Origin of the sequence: Methanobacterium sp. (genome assembly GCA_039666455.1) — an archaeon.
GTDB lineage: Archaea > Methanobacteriota > Methanobacteria > Methanobacteriales > Methanobacteriaceae > Methanobacterium_D.
This window is the reverse complement of record JAVSLW010000007.1, coordinates 15,176-35,250: the sequence shown is the minus strand read 5'-3', so window position 1 is coordinate 35,250 and position 20,075 is coordinate 15,176. Positions and strand designations below refer to the sequence as shown.

Here is a 20,075-nt window from a genome sequence, read left to right as displayed (position 1 = left end):
ATCCCTCTATATTATGCTGTTTGCCAGGGGTTGTAAATAATTGGTTGCTATTTGCGGGAACAGGCCCAGTATAATACAGACTATTAGTAATACAACCAGGGAGAATATGGTTGCATATGGTATTTTTGAACTGTTAATTTCAAGATCTCGGGGTTTGGGGCGCATGTAAATTGCATAAAACGCTTTCATAAATGTCATAAAGGTTACAATACTTAGAAGTATCATGATTATACCTAATTCAGGTATTCCTACGTTTAACGATGCTTGAATTAACATAAATTTACTCTGGAAGGCGTTTAGCGGCGGAACACCGGCCAGGGCAAGTCCTGCTAAAAGCACTAATAATGCTACTTCGGGTGTTTGAACCATCATTCCACCTAACTTTCTGATATCGCTTTGGCGAGTTTTATAGAGAACCGTTCCAAACCCAATAAACAGGAATGCTGTAATAATTGCCTCATTTACTGCCTGGAAAAGACCTGCGGTAATACTGGCTGCTGTTCCAAGTCCCAGACCTATTCCGATGTAACCAAGCTCTCCAACTGCAAGGTACCCTATAATCCTTTTAAAATCAGTTTGCATCAGTGCCATGGTTATGCTAAGTATCATGGCAGCTAATGATATTGCAATGATGAATACTTTTGCAAAGGGCAGGAATGCAAATATTTTAATGATTATTAACCCCAGTGCTGCCAAGGTAAATACTGAAAATGCCTGAAGCAGTGCAGCACCATGGGGGAGAGCTTTACTGTAAACTGACGACTTTATGGTATGAAATGGTGGGAGTCCTGAACCATATAACCATCCAAAAATTATCAGACTGCATGCTGTAAGTACCACTGGACTTTGAGGATTTACAAGGCCATTTTTTAGTGAATAGACAATATCAGTTATATTAACATTTCCGGTTACTCCAAGAAGGAGTGCTATTCCAAGTAACAGCAATGGAGATGCAATACTGCCTAAAATCATGTATTTTAAAGCAGTTTCATAGTTCTCTTTAACTTTAGAAGCTACAATAATTCCTACCTGCGTGACTGCTGCAATTTCAAAGAAAACATAGAGGTTGAATATGTCATCTGAAAGGATAATTGCTGATATTGCCGCAACTCCCATGAACATCAAAAATGCATATACTCCTGAAGCTTTTTTTGTCTCACTTAAAGAAGTTAATACAGCTAAAAATGCTATTATTCCAAGTATAATTAACAAAAACTGCTGGGCACTGGCAAATGAATATGTAATGGCAGGGTGAAATATGTTTAAAGCTGAACCAGTAATGGAAGCAGGCAATCCCTGAGCTAACCCTGGACTTTCAGCTAATGGAGCATGTCCTCCAAAGTAATGAAGACCATAACTTGTAAATAAAGGTATGATTGGCAGAAACAGTGCTACAATAATTGCCAGTATTTTAACAGTCCGGTCCTTTGTATGGAACAGATTTAAAAGCAGTGCACATGCTATGGGTATTATGACAATTAATGGGATCAGCGGATTCATAAAGTATCACCCTTAACCTGATTTTCTTTATCTTTTAGAACCCGGGATGCTTTTATGGATCCGTATTTTTTGTAAAGTACTATGATTAAAGCAAGCATTACAGCAAGCGTACTTGCACCTATAACAATACTTGTAAGTACCAATGCAAATGGCAATGGATAAGAGGCGTTTTGAGCAAACCAGTCTATTGACATTCCTGGAAGGAAAATATATACAATTCCACCAGCTCTGTACCCCATAGTGACTATGAAGAGATTTACTCCATCTGCCAGAAATAAAAGTCCTATTACTTTTTTAATTAAATTATCAATAAATAGAGATGCATAAATCCCTATTACTATTAATGCTCCTGCTGTGAAGAACGATGCCAGCTGTGAGTCTATAATCATGACAATCCCCCATTTACAGATAAATCTGTTCAGTCTTCCTCCATTCTTCGTGTCTTTTTAACTGCTAAAGCAATAAATACAGGCACTATTGCAGTACCTACTATGGCCTGAGTTAGTGCCACATCCGGGGCCAGTAAAAACTGGAACAGGAAAGCAATTGCAGCCCCTGGAACTCCAGTTAATATGGCTGCTTTGAGGAGGTCTCTCTGGATAAGCGCAATAACTGCACCTAAAACCGTTACAATCATTAATATGTATTCAATCATCTTTTTTCCTCTCCGTAGTAATATGCATTGGCTATGGCATGTGAGGCAAAAGGTGTGAGGAAGAAATATGTAACTGCAAGAAGTGGCTCATTAAGAGCAAGTAATGCTACAATGCATCCCATATCAGCTACACCAAGCATATGGACTCGTGCATATAATATTCTTTCCATATCGTCTTTGTATCTAATAATTCCAATTGCAGTAAGGGCTATAAGAACGGCTGCGATTATTAAAGCCGCTGATTTTATGAAAATTAAATCTATCAATTCACCATCCCCTTATAACCTTTGAAAATGCTATTGTACCTACTGGACCTAAAATAACCAGCGCATATGCTATATCTTTACAGAATGCTATTCCATAAACGTTTTGGATTAAAATTAATAATGTTGCCACTGCTGCACTTAAACCAAGCAATCCCACGATCCCCATTGAGATGGTTTTCCTGGTTGCTATTCTTATAGTTGCAACTGCATAAAATGCTAGCGCCGATATTAAAATATATTTAGATATCAGTAATATATCCATTTTAACACCTTTATAATGTATTTTTTACTCTAACCATCCTTTAATGTAAGGTTCAAATGGAATAACGTCTTCTTTTACTCTTGGTACAATTGTTGCAACTTTTATTATGCAGTTTTTCGTGTCCACGTCGATTGAAAGGGTACCGGGAGTTAAAGTTATACTATTTGCCAGTATAACCTGGGAAACTGGTCTTTTAAGTTCTGTTTCAATTTCAACAATTACTGGTTCAACCTTTCCGTTAAGGGTTCTAAGCGCCACGTCAAAAGTGGCCTTTATTATTTCTGCAATAAGTACAATGAAATAAGCAACAGCATAAAATGTTCTGAATATGATATTCATGGAGTAACCTCCCTAATACTACAAACAGTATAAATTTCAGACTTTTAACGTAAATATCCATGATTAATGGAGTAAAAACCCATTAACCACCTTCAAAAATCTGACCACGAATCATGTAACTATAATGATAAAACATGATATATAAATCTACCTCTTTTTTCCTGACAAAGGATACTAAAAAAAATAACACTTTCTGTGTGTCATTAAATATTTGAAAAATAAGTTAAATCCAATTAAACATTAATCAAAGTTCACCTGAACGCTGTAATACAAACACGTGCTAATTAATCAGGTTCCTTACCATAAAGAAACAGAATATTTAAACGTAAAAATAAAAATAAACGATGATAATCCCCATAATATAAATAAAGCAGTTCCAAAATATTTTTTGAACTTTCTTGACGATAATGGGTTGAATAGTTCTATTCCGCTGGGGGTAAAAAGATCAAGCATTATATGGCTTAAAGAACCGGTTAATATTGCTAAAAAAGTATAATAAATACTTAAATTTGTATTAGGAGTTATAATTACTCCGATAAGCACAAGAACAAAAAAAGGTAATAGTATTTTCTTATTTAAGATCATGATTCCTGAAATAACAGATATTATAATTAGAGAAATTTTACTTTCAATATTAAGCCCATAAAATAGGGAATAGAGTCCTAAAAGAAAAAAAGTTAGAAGAGATGATAAAACCAGTATTCCTGATAGAGAATGGGTAAACCCCCTGTGTCTGGATAAGTGGAAAATTAATACCATTACAATTAGAGAAATTCCTATTAGATAGGGTAATTTAAGCATATAAAGTAAAATAAATAGTATAATACCAAAAATAGTCATTATTATTAGATTGTTCTTTTTAACATGATGATCCATGTCAATTATGGCAGCGCCAATAACTGCAAATGAAAGGTAAAAAACATCCTGAATAAATGGAAGAGCTATTATAATAGAAAATAAGGCATGTTTTTTGTAAGAAGACATTTTATCACTGTGAAGTCGTTGTTTTTAACCATATAAAACTAAATCAGGTTAAAATACTTTAAATATGATTCCATCTGGAGATATGACCTTTCAGGACTGTGGTTATCCACCACGCCATTTCTTGATACTACTTCACAGGTTACTGCGGGAATTCCTGCAAGGTTACATTCATCTTCCAGTGCTCCATTATAAATGCTACCTGCCTCATTATGACATATCATTTTAGATGAGGTATCATCAGTAATGTATTTTGCAATTAAATAGCTTTCATTAGATGGTTTTTTAGAGCAAAAAACACTTTCAATACCAGGATTACTTCCAGGTTTTGTGGAGTGGAAATCCCCTACAGCACTTACTTTAATAGATTTAATGGTGTTGATTATATTATTGGATATAAATCCTCCTTTTGAAGCTATTCTATTCATGTCCATTCCTTTAAATCTTCTTGAATTTTCCATTGTAGCATGGGGTACTGCAAAAGGAATGATATAAAGAGTCCCATTTACCCCATTTTCTAAAAGATTTTCAATAAGATAAGTGGCAGCTATCTGGGGCGGAAGTTCGTTTCCATGTATTCCTGCTGTGATCATCACCCGTGGATGGCCATTTCCTAATTTTAAAAGGGGAGTTCCAAGTTTTGCAGCACTAACAATCTCGTTTATAACACTGTTTCTGCATATTCTGGCCATCAAAACTTTATTTTTTTCTATTTTGCCCCTGGTTTCATGGGATATTATACTTATTTTTTCTTTAAGTGCCATGCCTTCCACCAAGTTTAAATTGATATATTCCAATATGTTATATTAATCTTATATTTTTTATCAGGCTTATAATATAATTAAGGTGAAATAATGAAGAAAGTTGTTCTCGCATTCAGTGGAGGCCTGGACACATCAGTATGCATAAAACTGCTTGAAGAAAACTATGACATGGAAGTTGTTACAGCATGCGTTGATGTAGGACAGCCTGAAGAAGAAGTAGAAAGACCAGCAGCGGCTGCAGATAAAATTGGCTCTTTAAAACATTATACTGTTGATGCAAAGGATGAATTTGCAGAAGAATTTATATTCAGAGCAATTAAGGCCAATGCATTATATGAAGGCTATCCTTTAAGTACAGCCCTTGCAAGGCCTTTAATAGCCATGAAAATTGTAGAACTTGCCAAAAAAGAAAGTGCAGATGCAATAGCTCACGGATGTACAGGAAAAGGTAACGATCAGTTCAGATTTGAATCTATAATAAGAGCAATGTCTGATCTTGACGTAATAGCACCTATACGGGACTTAAACCTTACAAGAAGTGAAGAAATAGAATATGCAAAAAAACACGATATTCCTCTTCCTTCTGATAAGCAGTACAGTATCGATGAAAACCTCTGGGGAAGATCCATTGAAGGAGACATCCTTGAAGACCCCATGGTTGAAACACCTGAAGAAGCATTTGAGTGGACAAATTCAACTGAGGATGCTCCAGATGAAGCTCAAATTCTGGAAATTAAATTTGAAAAAGGAGTCCCCGTGGCTTTAGATAATGAAGAAATGGGTGCACTGGATATAATTGGAAAATGTAATGAAATTGCAGGTAAGCACAGCATTGGAAGAATCGATATTATCGAAGATCGTATAATTGGACTCAAATCAAGGGAAAATTATGAAGTACCTGGTGCAATTTTACTTATAACTGTTCATAAAGCACTAGAACAGCTTACATTAACAAGAAGTGAGCTTAAATTTGCTGCACATGTTAGTGAAGTTTATTCTGAACTTATATATGATGGGTTGTGGCATGATCCTTTAAGGGAAGATCTCGATGCTGCCATTGATAATATGCAGAAAAGAGTAGCCGGAACTGTAAAAGTGAAACTTCACAAGGGAAATCTTAGAATACTTGGAAGAAAATCTCCTTACAGTCTTTACAGGGAAGATGCAGTTTCCTTTGAAGATAAAGGAATGGATCAGCGCGAGATGACTGGAATGGTCAAAAATTATGGGATGCAGGCTGCAACCTATCATGAAGTGTGTAAAAAAGACTGAATAATTCTTTGTTTTTATTTTTTGTTTAATCCTGATAACTGGAAAAACCACAAAAAACATTAATCAGTTTAAATATATTCAAATCGTGATAACATGGTTTTGGATATAATAGGCCTTGCTGTAATTGCGATTATTGCAATAATTGGAATTTTAATTCTGGTTAAAATAGGGAGTTTACTTTTAAAATTACTGATTCATGCTATTTTCGGCTGGATCCTTCTTGTATTTGTAAATTTTATTCCTTATATTAATGTTCCAATAAATCTATTAACCATCTTAGTCGCGGGATTTGGGGGAGTATTTGGAGTTATACTTCTACTAATTGCACAGGCTCTGGGAATTAATTTGGCTATCTAAACGCATCATCAATGTATTTTATCATGTCACTTGCTGTAAAATGATATTCATACTTTTCAGTAGCCATATCGCCAGCTCTTCCATTTATGTAAGCCCCAAGACATGCAGCTTCAAATCCATCATGTCCCTGTGCCATTAACCCTCCAACAAGACCTGCAAGGCAGTCGCCAGTTCCCCCAACTGTCATTCCTGGATTTCCAGTTTTATTGAGCCTTGTTTTTTTACCGTTGGATATTATGTCTAAAACTCCTTTCAGGAGAACAACGCAGTTATTTTCACGGGCAGCTTTTGAAACAGTTTCTATTTTATCTTCAAGACTTTCAGGCATTTTTATATCAAATAATGCTTTAAATTCTGCAGAATGAGGTGTAACAACCATTTCACTTTTTATTTCCTTAATTATGTCAGTATAAACTAATTTTAAACCGTCTGCATCAATTACCATTGGTTTTTTGATTTCACTGACGATTTCATTTACAGCTAAAGCTGTTTCATTATCTCTTCCCATACCGCATCCAATTACAACTGAATCTGCTTTTTTTGAAAGTTCTATTATTTTATCAACGTCATCATCGACAATAAAGTCATGAGAAAGAGTTTTGATTATCAGGTCAGGAGAATATGATCTGATTGTTTGAGAAACACTTTCAGGACAGGCCACATAAACTAAATCCACACCAGATTTAAACGCAGAAAGTGCTGCAAGCGTTGGGGCTCCTGAATAATCCATACTCCCCCCCACTACAAGAACTGTTCCATTGTTGCCTTTATGTGAAGATATATCTCTTTTTTTAAGACGTAGTAGATCTCCTTTACCTAAAAATGTTTCAGCTTCAGCAGGAATGCCTATATCATACAGAATCACATTTCCAACATGCTTTATTTTTGCTTTTTTAAGCCCTGTTTTGATTTTATGGAATGTGATGGTGAAATCTGCCTCCACAGCTTTATCTGGAACTTCGCCAGTTAAAGGATCCAGCCCGCTTGGTACGTCCACCGCAATTTTAATTCCTTTAGATTTGTTTATGATGTCAATGGCACTGGAGATGGGCTCTTTAATTTTGCCCCTGATTCCAGCTCCAAGCAGTGCGTCAAGAATAACAGGAGAATCAACTTTTTTAAGTGCAGATGAATCTTCAATTAATTCTAATTTAAGAGAATTTAACCCTAAGTTAATATTCTGGATAGCAGTCCAATTTTGGATGGTTTCAAATGATTTAATTTTATGTGGATGGCCTAAAAAAAATAAATCCACATTATAACCATTGTTTAAAAGATGCCTTGCCGCCACAAATCCATCGCCACCGTTACCTCCCGCACCTGCAAATATAGTAACTTTACATGGATTTGAAGTGTTAATTATGTGGTGGGCTACAGATTTACCCGCATTTTCCATAAGCGCGGACTTAGGAATTCCTAAATCTTCTGTATTGCTGTCAATAACCATCATGTCCTTGGGAGTCATTTTATCACTTTATACATATATATTAGAACCAGTTATTCTAATATATATAAATTGAATTGTTTAAGCTTTATTATTTATTGGTTGTGGTGATTTGGTGAAACTTAAGCTTCCAGAGATAAAATCAGAAAATATGCCTTCATTTTCTATATTAACCTATGCTCTTATAACTCTGCTTTCGCTTATAATTTATGGAATAATAGGGTCTATGTATCTTATGCACCTTGATATAATTGATGCTCTGTATTTTACCATTATAACCATAGCAACTGTAGGTTTTGGAGATATTGTTCCAGTGACTCCTATCCAAAGGCTTTTTACTGTAACCCTTGTTTTAGGAGGAGTTGGTTTAATTGCCTATGTATTTACATTAGCAATTTCTGTGGTTATAGTGGCTGTGGAAGAAATCACATCTGGTTCTAAAATGAAAAAAAGAATTGCTGCTACTAAAAATCACTTTGTGCTTTGTGGATATGGTAGAGTGGGCGCAGCAGCTTTTAGAGAGATTATGAAAAGGAATTTAAAAGTAATAATAGTTGAGCAAGATAAGGGAACTGTGGAAAAAGAGTTATGGGAAGATCCTGATGTTCTTGTAATTCATGGTGATGCCACAGATGAAAGTACACTGATCGATGCTGGAATAAAAAGGGCACGTGGGGTTATAATAACCACAGGAGATGATGTTGACAATTTATTTATAACGCTGGCTGCAAGGGAGATACATCCGGGGATCTGGATTGTTGCAAGAGCCAGTAAACGCGAAAATATAAAAAGACTTCACTGCGCTGGGGCAAATAAGGTGATTTTACCAGAGGTAAGTGGTGGAGAAGACATGTATTTTGCAGCAGTTGAACCTACCATGATGAAGATCACAGAAATACACAGCATAGAAAACCTGATAGAAGATATACGAAAAGAAACAGAAATCATACTAAAACATGGATGCACACTTGAAAACATAGAATATCATCTATTAGAGTTTAGAGAACCCTTGAAGAGAAAAATTGGGATATCTAAAATAGATGAACTGAATCGATTTTTAGATAGTTTAGACCGCGATGCATCAAGAAAACAATCATTAGAGCGAATATATGAATCGGTAAGCGGAATTCATTCCCACTGGATTTCTGGACCTGACAGGGAAAGTCTATGTGGAGTGGTAAATGACCTTAAAAAAGAGGGCTTTCTTTTAGGCGTTAATCTCAATAAGAATGAAACAAGAGAGATGATAAAAAAACATGGTAGAATTGTGGAGGTCATCATAAAACCAGAAATCAAAATCACAGAATCACATATGGTAGAGGATATAGGTGAAGAGGCAGAAGTTATTATGCGTCATGGATGTACCATAGAGGATATAGAGTATTACCCTCCCGAATTCAGGGAGCCGTTACACAGAAAAATAGGTGTATCAAAGTTAGAAGAGACAAAGAAGTTCTTACACAGCTTAAGCCGCGATCGTGCGAAAATAGAATCTTTGGAGAGATTATATGCCCTTTCAAGCGGGATCCATTCTCACAGGATCCAGGGACCAGATAATGAAAGTCTTTCCAGGGTAGTGGACGATCTAAAGAAAAAAGGCTTTCTATTAGGCGCTGATCTATCGAATAAAGAGATAAATGATGTAATTAGAAAATACAGCAGGGTCTTTGAAGTGACGGTAGATCATGGTGCTGAAAAACTTGATGATAAGAGGATCATGATAATGGCGGGAGGCCATGTGATAGATTCAAAACATTACCTTCCAGGCATAAGACAGATTGTAACAAGAAGAGTGTATTTTAGATCTCTGGAGAGTCTAAAAAAGTCTGAAGAAGAACTGGAAATATCTGCTACCAGAAGATCTCTGGAAACACTGTACAGAGCATCAAGGTACATACATTCCCATTACGTTTTTGTACCTGATGCTAAAGCCATAAAGAAAATAGAAAAAGAGCTAAGCAAAAAAGGAATACTTGTGGGCATTAACCTGCCAGATGAGAAAATATGGAGAATGGTTGAAAAACCAGAATGAACAATATTGATATGAGGGTTACAATGGCAGATGAAGAAATCACATGCGGTGCTAAAGTTAGAAAAAAACTGGCTGAAATCAGGAATCATTTTGTTCTTTGCGGTTATGGTAGAGTTGGTGCTGCTGTTTTCAGGGAACTTAAAAAAAGAAATCAAATGGCAGTAATAATTGAAAGGGACAGAAAAATTGTGGAAAAAGAGTTATGGGAAGATCCTGATGTTCTTGTAATTCATGGTGATGCCACAGATGAAAGTACACTGACTGATTCTGGAATAAAAAGAGCACGTGGGGTTATAATAACCACAGGAGATGATGTAAACAACCTATTTATAACACTGACTGCAAGGGATATAAATCCAGATATATGGACAGTAGTAAGGGCAGGTAAAAGTGAAAATATCAAAAGACTTTATCATGCTGGAGCAAACAGGGTCATATCGCCAGAGACAAGTGGTGGAGAAGACATATATTTTGCAGCAATTGAACCCACCATCATGAAAATCACTGAAATACATGATGTGGCCAGTATCCATAAAGAGGCAGAAATTATCTTAAAATATGGGTGCACCCTGGAAAATATTGAATATCACCTGCCAGAATTTAAGGAGCCCTTGAAGAGAAAAATTGAAATATCTAAAATGAGAGAATTAAACAGGTTTATGAATAGTTTAGACCGCGATGCATCAAGAAAACAATCATTAGAGCGAATATATGAATCGGTAAGCGGAATTCATTCCCACTGGATTTCTGGACCAGATAGGGAAAATTTAGACAATGTTGCACGTGAACTAAAAAAAGAAGGTTTTCTTTTAGGTATAAATCTCAATGATGATGAAATAAGGGAAGCCGGCATGAAACATGGAAGAACTGTTAAAGTGATTATGAAACCTGAGATGAAAATCACCGAGATCCATGCAGTTGGAGATATACGTGAGGAAGCAGAAACTGTACTGAAACATGGCTGCACATTAGAAGACATCGAATATTATCTACCCGGATTTCGGGAGCCATTAAGCCGGAAAATAGGGCTTTCTGATGCCCCGGAGATGGAAAGATTCTTAGAGAGCTTAGAACAGGATCCTGCCAGAATGGAATATTTAGAAAGGTTATATGCTCTTTCAGGTGGAGGGATTCATTCTCACAGAATCTCCGGACCAGACACCAGGAGCCTTACCAATGTGGAAAAAGATTTAAGGGCTAAAGGATTCCTTTTAGGCACTAATCTGTATCATGATGAAATAATAACCAAAATCAAAGAATATGGTAGAGTTGTTGAATTGCTACTGAAACATGGAGTAAGCGATCTTAATGATAAAAGAACAATAATAAATCTGGGGGGGAGGATACTGGACTCCAGGTATTATCTTCCAGGCATAAGGCAGGTTGTAACCCGGAAATTGTACATAAATTCTATAAAAGACGTTGAAAACTGCGAAGAAGAGCTTAAAAATCCTGATGCCCGAAGGTCGCTGGAAGCTCTGTATAACATGTCAGGGCAGATACATTCCCATACTGTGGCAGCGCCTGATATTAAAATCATTGAAAGAATCAAGGAAGCTTTAGATGAAAAAGGAATAGTTTTAGGGGCTAATTTATCTGAAGAAAAGATATGGGAAATTGTTGAATCTCAAAGTCTTAAAAGTTAAAATAGAGATGGAAATATAGAAGAATTATCTGATCTGGAGGTAACCATGAAAGCAGAGGAATTAAGTGTTAAATGTCCTGAATGCGGATGTCCAGACAAACATATTTTAAAGGATTCAGGAACTGTAGGTGTTGTAGGAGGACAGCCTCATAAATCATCAACAGGTTTCAGGTCTAAAGAAGGCAAATACCGTTGTTCATGCTGTGGCTACATATTTGGGGATGATTAAAACAACTAAAAATAAAAGAAAATATTTAAAAAGACGTTAAACACTCTAAAAATTTAATTCATACTAATTTAAAACAGGTCATGCAGGTTTATTTTGTATGCACCGAGGTTTCCACCGAAGTTTCCAGCACTTATCTTTAAAACACCGGGAACTTTAACTGCAGCTTCTATTCCTACTTTCATTGCTTCTTTAACCACTTCTTCGTCAGCACCGTCTATAACAATCTCATAAATACCGTTAACATCTGCTGGAACTTCACTGTCTTCAACTTCGTCTTTAAGAGTTACAGCCATTTTTTCATTGGTGGAAGCTGTTAAAAACTTGTACTTGGAGCCCACTTTGGAACCAGAAGCAACTATTCCTCCAGGAAAAGGAGTTATGACGTTATTTACATTTTCAATGGCAAATACTGCTGCTTCTGCAGCTATAAGGGCTGAAGGCTGATTTTCTGACATGATAAAGAAGTTTCCACCAGCCACTCCTTTTTTCATACCCAGTTCGTCCTCAATTAGGAAATCTCCAGACATGATGGGTATTGAAAAAACAGTTCTCCCATCCACCTCTAATTTTTTCTCGTAGCCGTCTCCAAAATACCGGAGTTTGGCGCCAGTTTTTAATTTTTCATCAGGTTCATCAAGAGCATCAAAAACTGCTGTTGTAGCTGCGGTTAATACACACATTGCCACCCGTTCCATTACTTCATGATCGAGCTTATCTTTCTTCATGTTGCAGATCATGATGATGTAACCAGGTCGTCCATCAGGGGTTTCCTCTGGAGGAACGTAACAGTCTATTCCCGCCTCTGCAGGACAGCCTATAACTGATGTTCCGTAGCCTGTAGCTTCAGTGGCTGCGACCTTGGCCAGATTTTTTGTTTCTGCTGTTATGAGCATTCTTGAAACCTGTATATCAAATGCCTCTGCAAATGTATCTTCTATTTCTACTCCGTTTATTTTCATATTATCACCATAAGATCGTAGTTTCAGGAATAGTATATATTTTTCTATTTGAAACTTACATAAAAACAAGGAAAATACTAACGTTAAACAAAAAAAAACGTTTAATCGTACTTTGTAGTAAATTATATGTCTTATAAAAGTATATACTAATATAAAGAGTCCAAAAACCTGATGGGGGACAAAAACATGATATGTGGGATAGGAACCTGGACTTATGAGAGAGTAAAAACAAGCGATGGTGAAAATATACACATTCTGCACCCATGAATGCTAACTTCAATCATTGATTTTTTTAGAATGAGAGAAAGGATAGTTTATATCCAATGTCATTAGTATAGCAACTTATTTATACATGCAACATAGAAAATTTTATATATATGTGTTTTAATTGAGTATAATATGTGTCACGGGTGTGTTAAATGAGCAGAAAAAGAGTTCAAGTTACATTTACAGATAGTCAATGGAAACTAATAGAAAAATTTAGGGGAGAATTAGGGGATAGGGACGCTGATATAATAAGAAATATTGTACTTGCGTGGCTATTAGAGAAATCGTTCATATCTTCAACTGTTAAGAATAAAGAGGAGTAATATGGAAACTAAACATAAAATAATCTTTTCAAATTCATCAAATATGGAAAAAATACCTTCTAAAAGTGTGAATCTGGTAGTAACATCCCCACCTTATCCAATGATAGAGATGTGGGATGAACTATTTTCATCATTTAATCTGGATATTAAAGATGCACTAAAAAGAAATGATAGAATGAAGGTTTATTCATTAATGAATAAGGAATTAGATAAAGTATGGAAGGAAGTTGACAGAGTTATGGCTGATGGTGGTATTGTTTGTATTAACATAGGGGATGCAACCAGAAAAATTGGCGATAATTTCCAGCTTTATGCTAATCATGCACATATTATCCGTTTATTTGAGGAAATGAATTATCAAGTATTACCTATGATATTATGGCGAAAACAATCTAATAAGCCTAATAAATTTATGGGTTCTGGAATGTTACCGCCGAATGCATATGTTACATTAGAACATGAATATATTTTAATTTTCCGTAAATCAGGTATGAGGAAATTTAATGATAGTGAAAGGATTATCCGCCAAAATAGTGCATATTTTTGGGAAGAGAGGAATTTATGGTTTTCAGACATCTGGCATGACTTAAAAGGAACATCACAGAAGTTAAACCATAAAAAATTAAGGGAAAGGTCAGCAGCATATCCATTTGAACTTGCATATAGATTGATTAATATGTATTCAGTTCAAGGTGACACCATTTTAGATCCATTTGTTGGTACTGGAACAACAACAATTGCTGCAATGTGTTCAGCCAGAAATTCTGTTGGATTTGAACTTGATATGAATTTTAAGGAAACTATTGAATTGAGAATTGATGAAGTTAAATCTATATGTAATGAATTAATCTTAGATAGGCTTAAAAATCATATAGATTTTATTAAGAACAGAGAATTGGAAAATAAAATAGTTAAACATGAATCTCAGCATTATGGATTTAAAGTAATTACTAATCAGGAAAAGAATATTCTTTTACCATTACTTAAAAAAATTGAGAATATAGGAAATAATGAATATAAAGCTACATATAGTAGGGATGTAAAATTTGAATTGGAAGACAATAAGATAGAAACAAGTGTAAAAACAGATAAAAAAAGAGTAAATAACATACAAAGTAAATTATTTTAATTATTCAGTGTAGATATAAAGATATTTATCTGTTTTTTTATAATAAATTGTTTCTATGTCTATTTTTTCTCTAACGCTTGATTTCTTGGATAAATAAGTCGTTGGCTTTATTTGAACAGGAGTATCTCCGATATATCCATCTATATTTTTACTTTCTTCTTCATCTGTTGCAAGTTGCCAATTAACTCCTCTTTCATTAGCTATGTGTTTTAAGATTATTTCTTGGATTATAAGACCCTCTGCTGTCTTTGTAATTACTAAGTCTTCTATCCATTCAGTAACCATGTTTTCATCTATTAATCCTATAGCTTCTTTCATATTGACTATCATTGGCATAATTTTATCTGCAGCCTTTTTAATAGCATCAGGATGAGTTTCTAAGTACCATTGTTTCCAACCTTCATATGTTTTTGTAGGGCATTCCTTGATTAAATTAGACATTTGCCCTACGACTTTGGGTCGTGTACCTTGGGCATTTTGATTTGCCATATTAATTAGCTGCGTTGTATATTTGGGAAATTTCTTTGAATCCCCTATTATCTCTTTGAATTTCTCCTGTACATCAAGTTTAACTTCTTTTAGGTCTTTAAGATTAGTATTTTGGCTCATAATGTTACCTTTTATTTAATTAATCTACAAATTCACCTAAGGTTTAATGATATGTTATAGATATTAAAATTAGCTTTCATTAAATGGTGCTTTAATGTAATAATTGATATATGGGGAACAATAATAAACTTATTTGGAAGTTATATACAATTTTGAAGGATAATCTTTATTGCCCTATAAGATACAATCAGCATTAAAAAGAAGGACAAAATGTTTTTTAAAGCTATGCTAAACTTTCCTGGTGATTTTTTCAACTACTCCTGTTCCAAAATAAGGAAGCAGAGCAATACCTATGATTGAAGTAAGCCAGAAAGATATTAACCGTTCTACAATTGTTGCAGCTGCACTTATAGGTGGGGGAACGCCTGCAGCTGAAAATAAGATTATCATGACTCCATCAACTGCTCCTAAGCCGCCTGGAAGAAGTGGAATTAATCCAATTAAAGTTGATATTATAAAAACTTCTGCAATCAATAAAAGAGATAGTTCAACGTTAAATGCGGAAAATATTACGTACACCCTTATTATCTCTAAAATCCAGATTAAAAAAGAAAATGGGAGGCCATAAGCCATCACACTCCTGTCCTTTACCATTGTACGCATGCTTTTCTGGAAACCGTGAACTGCTTTTTGAGCGTTTTCCTCCAGTTTACTTCGGTCCTTTTTAGAAAACCTTTTTATTATGTTTACAAGCCATAATGATACTTTACGCCCAAATTCAAGGTTAAACGACATGTAAATCGCTATTAAGAACACTGCAAGTAAAACCACAACTGCAATTATAAGGGTGTATACAGCATAATCTGGCAAATTCAAATAAAAGACAGCAGCAACTATTGTAATAACAGCTAAAACTATAAATGGGAATGTATCAAGACCTCTATCAGCCATAACTGTTGCAAATGATTTTTCAAATGAAGAATTTGAATATTTACTTAATATATAACCACGTATGGGTTCTCCACCTCCTCTTGCACTTGGAGTCAGGTTATTTATGGCCAATCCCACCATAAGCATTGGAAAAATGTGTATTTTTTTAACAGAAATACCAACAGATTTAATATTTATAGACCACCGCCATGTCCAGAAACCATAAACAGTTAATTGTATAATTATTGCAATGGCAACATACCATGGATTGGCCAGTTTAAGGGCATTTTCAATATTGCCAGGCCCTATAAACAAAATCATGGCAATAAGAGTCCCAATTGCAATTACTAACAGGATTAGAGGTTTATGTTTCATTTTAATGCACTGATTATTAATTTGGGGCTTTATTTAATTAAGATAGAAGTTGAAAGTTCGAGGGAAGCAAACATTATATTCATTTACAGAAACACTGTTTCATAGCTTAGATCATCTGGATCAAGCAGTAATATGGTTTGCATGCCTGATAAGTAACCACAGGTTTCTCCAGGGTTTATCATCATACACCTTCCTTCTTTTACCTCTAATTGGTGCGTATGCCCTCTTATAACAGCGTCATATTTCTCACTTTTAACCAGTGCATCTACCACATCCTCATTGGTACCGTGAATAACTGCAAACTTTTTTCCTTCAATTTCAAGACTTTGAAAATCATCGTGATAACATATGTCCTTAAAAAATTTCCTTAGACCATCTCTTTCTCCATCATTGTTCCCAAAAATGGCCTTAAATTCACAATTTAATTTTTGAATTTCTTTAGCAGTAAACGGGGAAATCATATCTCCTGCATGTATTACAAGTTCTACTTCAGCCCTATTAAATGTCTCAACTGCCTTTCTGATAGCATCCAGATTATCATGTGAATCTGACATTATACCGATCATACAGATTATTATGTGACTAATTTTATAAGAGAATTTCTATTGACTTCCTAAAAGATTACCAATTCTTCAAAACATAACTTTATATAGGTTCATGATAAACATAGTATCAAGCCATTTATCTGGCTTATTAGGATGTGATGAATTGTTTAGAAATAACTATGGAAGAGATAATTTCTCAGATAATAGAGGACCTTCCGCTCCTATAAACGTAGGAGAGGAATACGATGTTAAAATTGAAGATGTTGGAAGAGACGGCGATGGAATTGCAAGAGTAGAAGGATACGTAGTATTCGTTTCAGGCGCCAAGCTTGGTGATGAAGTTAAAATTAAAATAAATTCAACAAGAAGAAACTTTGGCTTTGCTGACGTAGTTGAAAGTTCAGATGATTAATTAGTTGGATAAATTAGTTTTAAATTAATTTAAAAGCTGTCAAAACACCCGGTGTTTTGATGCATCAAAAATCTTTAATTTTTGAATGTTCATGAAACAATAATTCAGGATCATTCTAAATTTTTAATAGAAATTCTGAAAAATTTCCAGTGCTAACTGCATGGGGCTTTATAAAATTTTAATTTAAATAATGTAATTTAACTTTATTTCTATTTTTTTTATACTTTTAAAAATAATTTTATTTTTGTTCCAAAAACACTGTTATAACATTTCATACGGCTTTTTAAGAGCATAACTTAACCGGTTATTTTAGATTAGTTAATATTTAAACTTCATATTTAATAGCTAGTTTATACATAATACCTAAATTAATATTGAATAGAAATTTTGGAGGTTAAAAATGGATCTGGTAAGCCTTATAATCATTGGAATTATAGTTTTAATTATTTTAGGGCTTTCAATAAGAATAGTGAATCAATATGAGCGAGGGGTTGTTTTTAGACTGGGGAGAGTTATAGGAGTAAGAGACCCAGGGCTTCGACTTATAATTCCTGTAGTTGATAGGATGGTTAAAGTATCGCTTAGAATAGTTACCATGCCCATCCCATCACAAAAAATAATTACTCAGGACAATGTATCAATTGATGTGGCCGCAGTAGCATATTTCAAGGTTGTTAATGCATATGATGCTGTTGTTGCAATTGAAAACTATAACCGTGCAGTTAACCAAATTGCACAGACTACAATGAGAAACGTAATAGGACAGTTCCTTTTAGACGATGTACTATCTTCAACCACAAGAATAAACGAAAAAATTAAGGAAATAATCGATAAGCACAGCGAACCCTGGGGGGTGCAGATTACTGCAGTGGAAATTAAAGATATTAAGCTCCCTGAAACAATGCAAAGGGCAATGGCAAGACAGGCAGAGGCAGAAAGGGATAAAAGAGCCAAGATAATTGCTGCAGAAGGTGAGTTTTTATCTGCTGCTAAACTTGGAGAAGCTGCTGATGTTATAGAAGCACATCCAGTTGCACTCCAGTTAAGGAACCTGCAGGTGCTAAACGAAATTGCAAGCGAGAAAAATTCAACCATAATCTTTCCTGCTCAGTTCATGTCAACGATTAGCGAACTAAAAGATTTCATGAAGTTGGAAAAAAGATTGAAATAATTTACAGGTTTAAAAAATTTTAAACTTTCTTTTTTCAGTTTCATGTTTTTAAAAAGGATTGAAAAGTTCCTGTTTTTCTATTTTGAACTTAATATTATTTATTTAACCTGGAAAATTCGGTAAAATGATCATTATTAACCATTAAATTTATAAGTATTGTTGCATATCATTAATACGATATCGATGATTGGCCAGTTTAGAAAAAAAGATTTTTTTATCATTTTAGAGCAGTTAGGCCTGATAATGGCGGGTATTGGCGTGGTAACATTAACGCCACTTATAGTTGCTCTAATTTATGGCGAACATAACTACCTTTCCTTTGTAATCCCTTCTGGATTTTCTATTTTGCTTGGATTGGGTTTAAAAAAGCTTTTTTCAGGTAAAGGTACCAATATACGTCTTAAACATGGAATGATGATTGCAGCATTGGCATGGCTCTGGGCAGCATTGATTGGAAGTCTTATATTAGTGTCAGCAACACAAATAAGCTTTTTAAACGCTTATTTTGAAAGCATGTCTGCATGGACAGGAAGCGGCCTTACCATATTTACAGATGTTGAAATACTCCCCAAATCAGTCCTGTTTTTAAGAAGTATTCAACAGTGGATTGGGGGACTTGGTGTCGTTATTGTGGTTATTGGAGTATTAATAAGACCTGGAACAGCAGCAGCAAGGCTATATAAATCTGAAGCCAGAGAAGAAAAAATTAAACCAAGTATTCTTGGGACTGTAAAGACCATATGGTGGATTTACATTTTTTACACAGTTTTAGGGATTATTCTATATATTCTTGCGGGGATGCCTCTTTTTGATGCCATAAACAATACATTCACCAATTTATCAACAGGGGGCATGTCCATTAAAAATAACAACATAGGTGCTTATGAAAACGATTTGATTTACATAATAACAATCATGTTAATGTTTATAGGAGGTACAAGCTTCCTTATTCATTATAAACTGTTAAAAGGTAAATCTAAACGCGTGATAAAGGATATTCAGTTTCAAGCATCTCTAATTATAATTTTCATTTTCTCGGTACTTTTGATAGTAAATGCAAAATTTGTTCCAATAGAAGCTGTATTTAATGTTGTTTCTGCGCTTTCATGTACTGGATCCAGTATTCCTCCTGTAAACATCATGATTGCATGGCCCCCATATGCCAAAATAACTCTTATGGCCTGTATGGTAATTGGAATGGCTGCAGGTTCTACAACAGGAGCATTAAAGCTTATAAGGATAATTACGCTGGTGAAAGGATTACACTGGGAACTATTAAAAATTGTGGCCCCTGAAGGTTCTGTTATACCTCGAAAGATATCTAATAAGCCTGTAACTGATGTAGAAATTAGAGAGGCAGGATCATACGTGTTTATTTACATTTTTTTCATTTTTATTACCTGGCTGGTTTTTGTGCAGTATGAATACGACGCTTTAAATTCATTATATGAAATCTGTTCTGCACAGGGAAATGTAGGGCTTTCGATGGGTATTACATCTCCAACAATGCATCAAATTCCTCAAATTTTATTAATATTCAATATGTGGATTGGGAGGATTGAGATAATTCCTGTACTTGTTTTATTAAGAGCTTCATTAGGCCTGGTTAAAAGATAATTTTTCAGGGACAAGCTTTTATAGTATGATGAGAAATATTTGAAAGTCAAGC

23 protein-coding genes are annotated in these 20,075 nt (G+C 34.8%); 10 read left to right on the top strand and 13 right to left on the bottom strand.

What is annotated here, in order from left to right:
- Window positions 1-6: 6 nt before the first annotated feature.
- The 8 genes from ehbF to PQ963_01645 form a co-directional block, all read right to left on the bottom strand.
- Window positions 7-1,500 carry an energy conserving hydrogenase EhbF gene (gene ehbF / locus PQ963_01680; protein MEN4028381.1) on the bottom strand — a complete coding sequence of 498 codons (1,494 nt, stop codon included), beginning with the start codon at window positions 1,498-1,500 and terminating at the stop codon, window positions 7-9.
- Window positions 1,497-1,889, bottom strand: a complete 393-nt coding sequence (locus tag PQ963_01675; GenBank protein ID MEN4028380.1) for a cation:proton antiporter subunit C — start codon at window positions 1,887-1,889, stop codon at window positions 1,497-1,499. The genes ehbF and PQ963_01675 overlap by 4 nt, the downstream gene beginning before the upstream one ends.
- A 29-nt stretch (window positions 1,890-1,918) precedes the next feature.
- On the bottom strand, window positions 1,919-2,155 hold the full coding sequence (locus tag PQ963_01670; protein ID MEN4028379.1) for a DUF4040 domain-containing protein: 237 nt from the start codon (window positions 2,153-2,155) through the stop codon (window positions 1,919-1,921).
- Window positions 2,152-2,421: a cation:proton antiporter gene (locus tag PQ963_01665; protein ID MEN4028378.1), complete on the bottom strand. Its 270-nt coding sequence runs from the start codon at window positions 2,419-2,421 to the stop codon at window positions 2,152-2,154. Before PQ963_01665 ends, PQ963_01670 begins: the two co-directional genes overlap by 4 nt.
- 1 nt (window position 2,422) lies before the next feature.
- The gene (locus tag PQ963_01660) at window positions 2,423-2,683 is read right to left on the bottom strand and encodes a monovalent cation/H+ antiporter complex subunit F (protein ID MEN4028377.1); all 261 of its coding nucleotides are present in this window, start codon (window positions 2,681-2,683) and stop codon (window positions 2,423-2,425) included.
- Between the two features lie 24 nt (window positions 2,684-2,707).
- Complete coding sequence (locus PQ963_01655; protein MEN4028376.1) at window positions 2,708-3,022, bottom strand: Na+/H+ antiporter subunit E; 315 nt, start codon at window positions 3,020-3,022, stop codon at window positions 2,708-2,710.
- A gap of 297 nt (window positions 3,023-3,319) precedes the next feature.
- Entirely contained in the window at window positions 3,320-4,006 is a 687-nt protein-coding gene (locus tag PQ963_01650) for a metal-dependent hydrolase (protein MEN4028375.1), read from the bottom strand.
- Window positions 4,007-4,044: 38 nt separating this feature from the next.
- Entirely contained in the window at window positions 4,045-4,767 is a 723-nt protein-coding gene (locus tag PQ963_01645; GenBank protein ID MEN4028374.1) for a succinylglutamate desuccinylase/aspartoacylase family protein, read from the bottom strand.
- A gap of 90 nt (window positions 4,768-4,857) precedes the next feature.
- Here PQ963_01645 and PQ963_01640 point away from each other — a divergent pair, with 90 nt between their 5' ends.
- Together PQ963_01640 and PQ963_01635 are read left to right on the top strand one after the other, a co-directional pair.
- A complete protein-coding gene (locus PQ963_01640) occupies window positions 4,858-6,039 on the top strand; it encodes an argininosuccinate synthase (GenBank protein ID MEN4028373.1) in 1,182 nt (393 codons plus the stop codon).
- 93 nt (window positions 6,040-6,132) lie between these two features.
- The gene (locus tag PQ963_01635; protein ID MEN4028372.1) at window positions 6,133-6,396 is read left to right on the top strand and encodes a pro-sigmaK processing inhibitor BofA family protein; all 264 of its coding nucleotides are present in this window, start codon (window positions 6,133-6,135) and stop codon (window positions 6,394-6,396) included.
- Here PQ963_01635 and PQ963_01630 read toward each other — a convergent pair.
- Window positions 6,389-7,861, bottom strand: a complete 1,473-nt coding sequence (locus tag PQ963_01630) for an NAD(P)H-hydrate dehydratase (GenBank protein MEN4028371.1) — start codon at window positions 7,859-7,861, stop codon at window positions 6,389-6,391. The genes PQ963_01635 and PQ963_01630 overlap by 8 nt on opposite strands.
- 94 nt (window positions 7,862-7,955) lie before the next feature.
- Between PQ963_01630 and PQ963_01625 the strand changes: the two genes are divergently transcribed.
- The 3 genes from PQ963_01625 to PQ963_01615 are packed head-to-tail and all read left to right on the top strand — an operon-like array spanning window position 7,956 to window position 11,746.
- A complete protein-coding gene (locus PQ963_01625; GenBank protein ID MEN4028370.1) occupies window positions 7,956-9,872 on the top strand; it encodes a 3H domain-containing protein in 1,917 nt (638 codons plus the stop codon).
- A gap of 23 nt (window positions 9,873-9,895) precedes the next feature.
- Entirely contained in the window at window positions 9,896-11,518 is a 1,623-nt protein-coding gene (locus tag PQ963_01620; GenBank protein ID MEN4028369.1) for a 3H domain-containing protein, read from the top strand.
- Between the two features lie 45 nt (window positions 11,519-11,563).
- Window positions 11,564-11,746, top strand: a complete 183-nt coding sequence (locus PQ963_01615; GenBank protein MEN4028368.1) for a hypothetical protein — start codon at window positions 11,564-11,566, stop codon at window positions 11,744-11,746.
- Between the two features lie 68 nt (window positions 11,747-11,814).
- Here PQ963_01615 and fhcD read toward each other — a convergent pair whose 3' ends face one another.
- Complete coding sequence (gene fhcD / locus PQ963_01610; protein MEN4028367.1) at window positions 11,815-12,705, bottom strand: formylmethanofuran--tetrahydromethanopterin N-formyltransferase; 891 nt, start codon at window positions 12,703-12,705, stop codon at window positions 11,815-11,817.
- Window positions 12,706-13,124: 419 nt separating this feature from the next.
- Here fhcD and PQ963_01605 point away from each other — a divergent pair, with 419 nt between their 5' ends.
- Window positions 13,125-13,295 (top strand): CopG family transcriptional regulator, encoded by a 171-nt coding sequence (locus tag PQ963_01605; GenBank protein MEN4028366.1) that lies wholly within the window; start codon window positions 13,125-13,127, stop codon window positions 13,293-13,295.
- A 1-nt stretch (window position 13,296) separates the two neighbouring features.
- Window positions 13,297-14,424, top strand: coding sequence for a site-specific DNA-methyltransferase (locus tag PQ963_01600; GenBank protein ID MEN4028365.1), 1,128 nt, complete (start codon window positions 13,297-13,299; stop codon window positions 14,422-14,424).
- On the opposite strand, the gene PQ963_01595 is transcribed toward PQ963_01600, so the two are convergent.
- From PQ963_01595 to PQ963_01585, 3 genes are all read right to left on the bottom strand, one after another.
- Window positions 14,425-15,033 carry an MjaI family restriction endonuclease gene (locus tag PQ963_01595; GenBank protein ID MEN4028364.1) on the bottom strand — a complete coding sequence of 203 codons (609 nt, stop codon included), beginning with the start codon at window positions 15,031-15,033 and terminating at the stop codon, window positions 14,425-14,427.
- Window positions 15,034-15,261: 228 nt separating this feature from the next.
- Window positions 15,262-16,278, bottom strand: coding sequence for a UPF0104 family protein (locus PQ963_01590; GenBank protein ID MEN4028363.1), 1,017 nt, complete (start codon window positions 16,276-16,278; stop codon window positions 15,262-15,264).
- A gap of 83 nt (window positions 16,279-16,361) precedes the next feature.
- On the bottom strand, window positions 16,362-16,832 hold the full coding sequence (locus tag PQ963_01585) for a metallophosphoesterase (protein ID MEN4028362.1): 471 nt from the start codon (window positions 16,830-16,832) through the stop codon (window positions 16,362-16,364).
- Between the two features lie 154 nt (window positions 16,833-16,986).
- On the opposite strand from PQ963_01585, the gene PQ963_01580 reads away from it, so the two are divergent.
- The 3 genes from PQ963_01580 to PQ963_01570 all read left to right on the top strand — a co-directional run bounded on the left by PQ963_01580 (window position 16,987) and on the right by PQ963_01570 (window position 20,023).
- Complete coding sequence (locus tag PQ963_01580; GenBank protein ID MEN4028361.1) at window positions 16,987-17,235, top strand: TRAM domain-containing protein; 249 nt, start codon at window positions 16,987-16,989, stop codon at window positions 17,233-17,235.
- Between the two features lie 400 nt (window positions 17,236-17,635).
- Window positions 17,636-18,406 carry a slipin family protein gene (locus PQ963_01575; protein MEN4028360.1) on the top strand — a complete coding sequence of 257 codons (771 nt, stop codon included), beginning with the start codon at window positions 17,636-17,638 and terminating at the stop codon, window positions 18,404-18,406.
- A 243-nt stretch (window positions 18,407-18,649) separates the two neighbouring features.
- Window positions 18,650-20,023 (top strand): TrkH family potassium uptake protein, encoded by a 1,374-nt coding sequence (locus PQ963_01570; GenBank protein ID MEN4028359.1) that lies wholly within the window; start codon window positions 18,650-18,652, stop codon window positions 20,021-20,023.
- The last annotated feature ends 52 nt before the right edge of the window (window positions 20,024-20,075 follow it).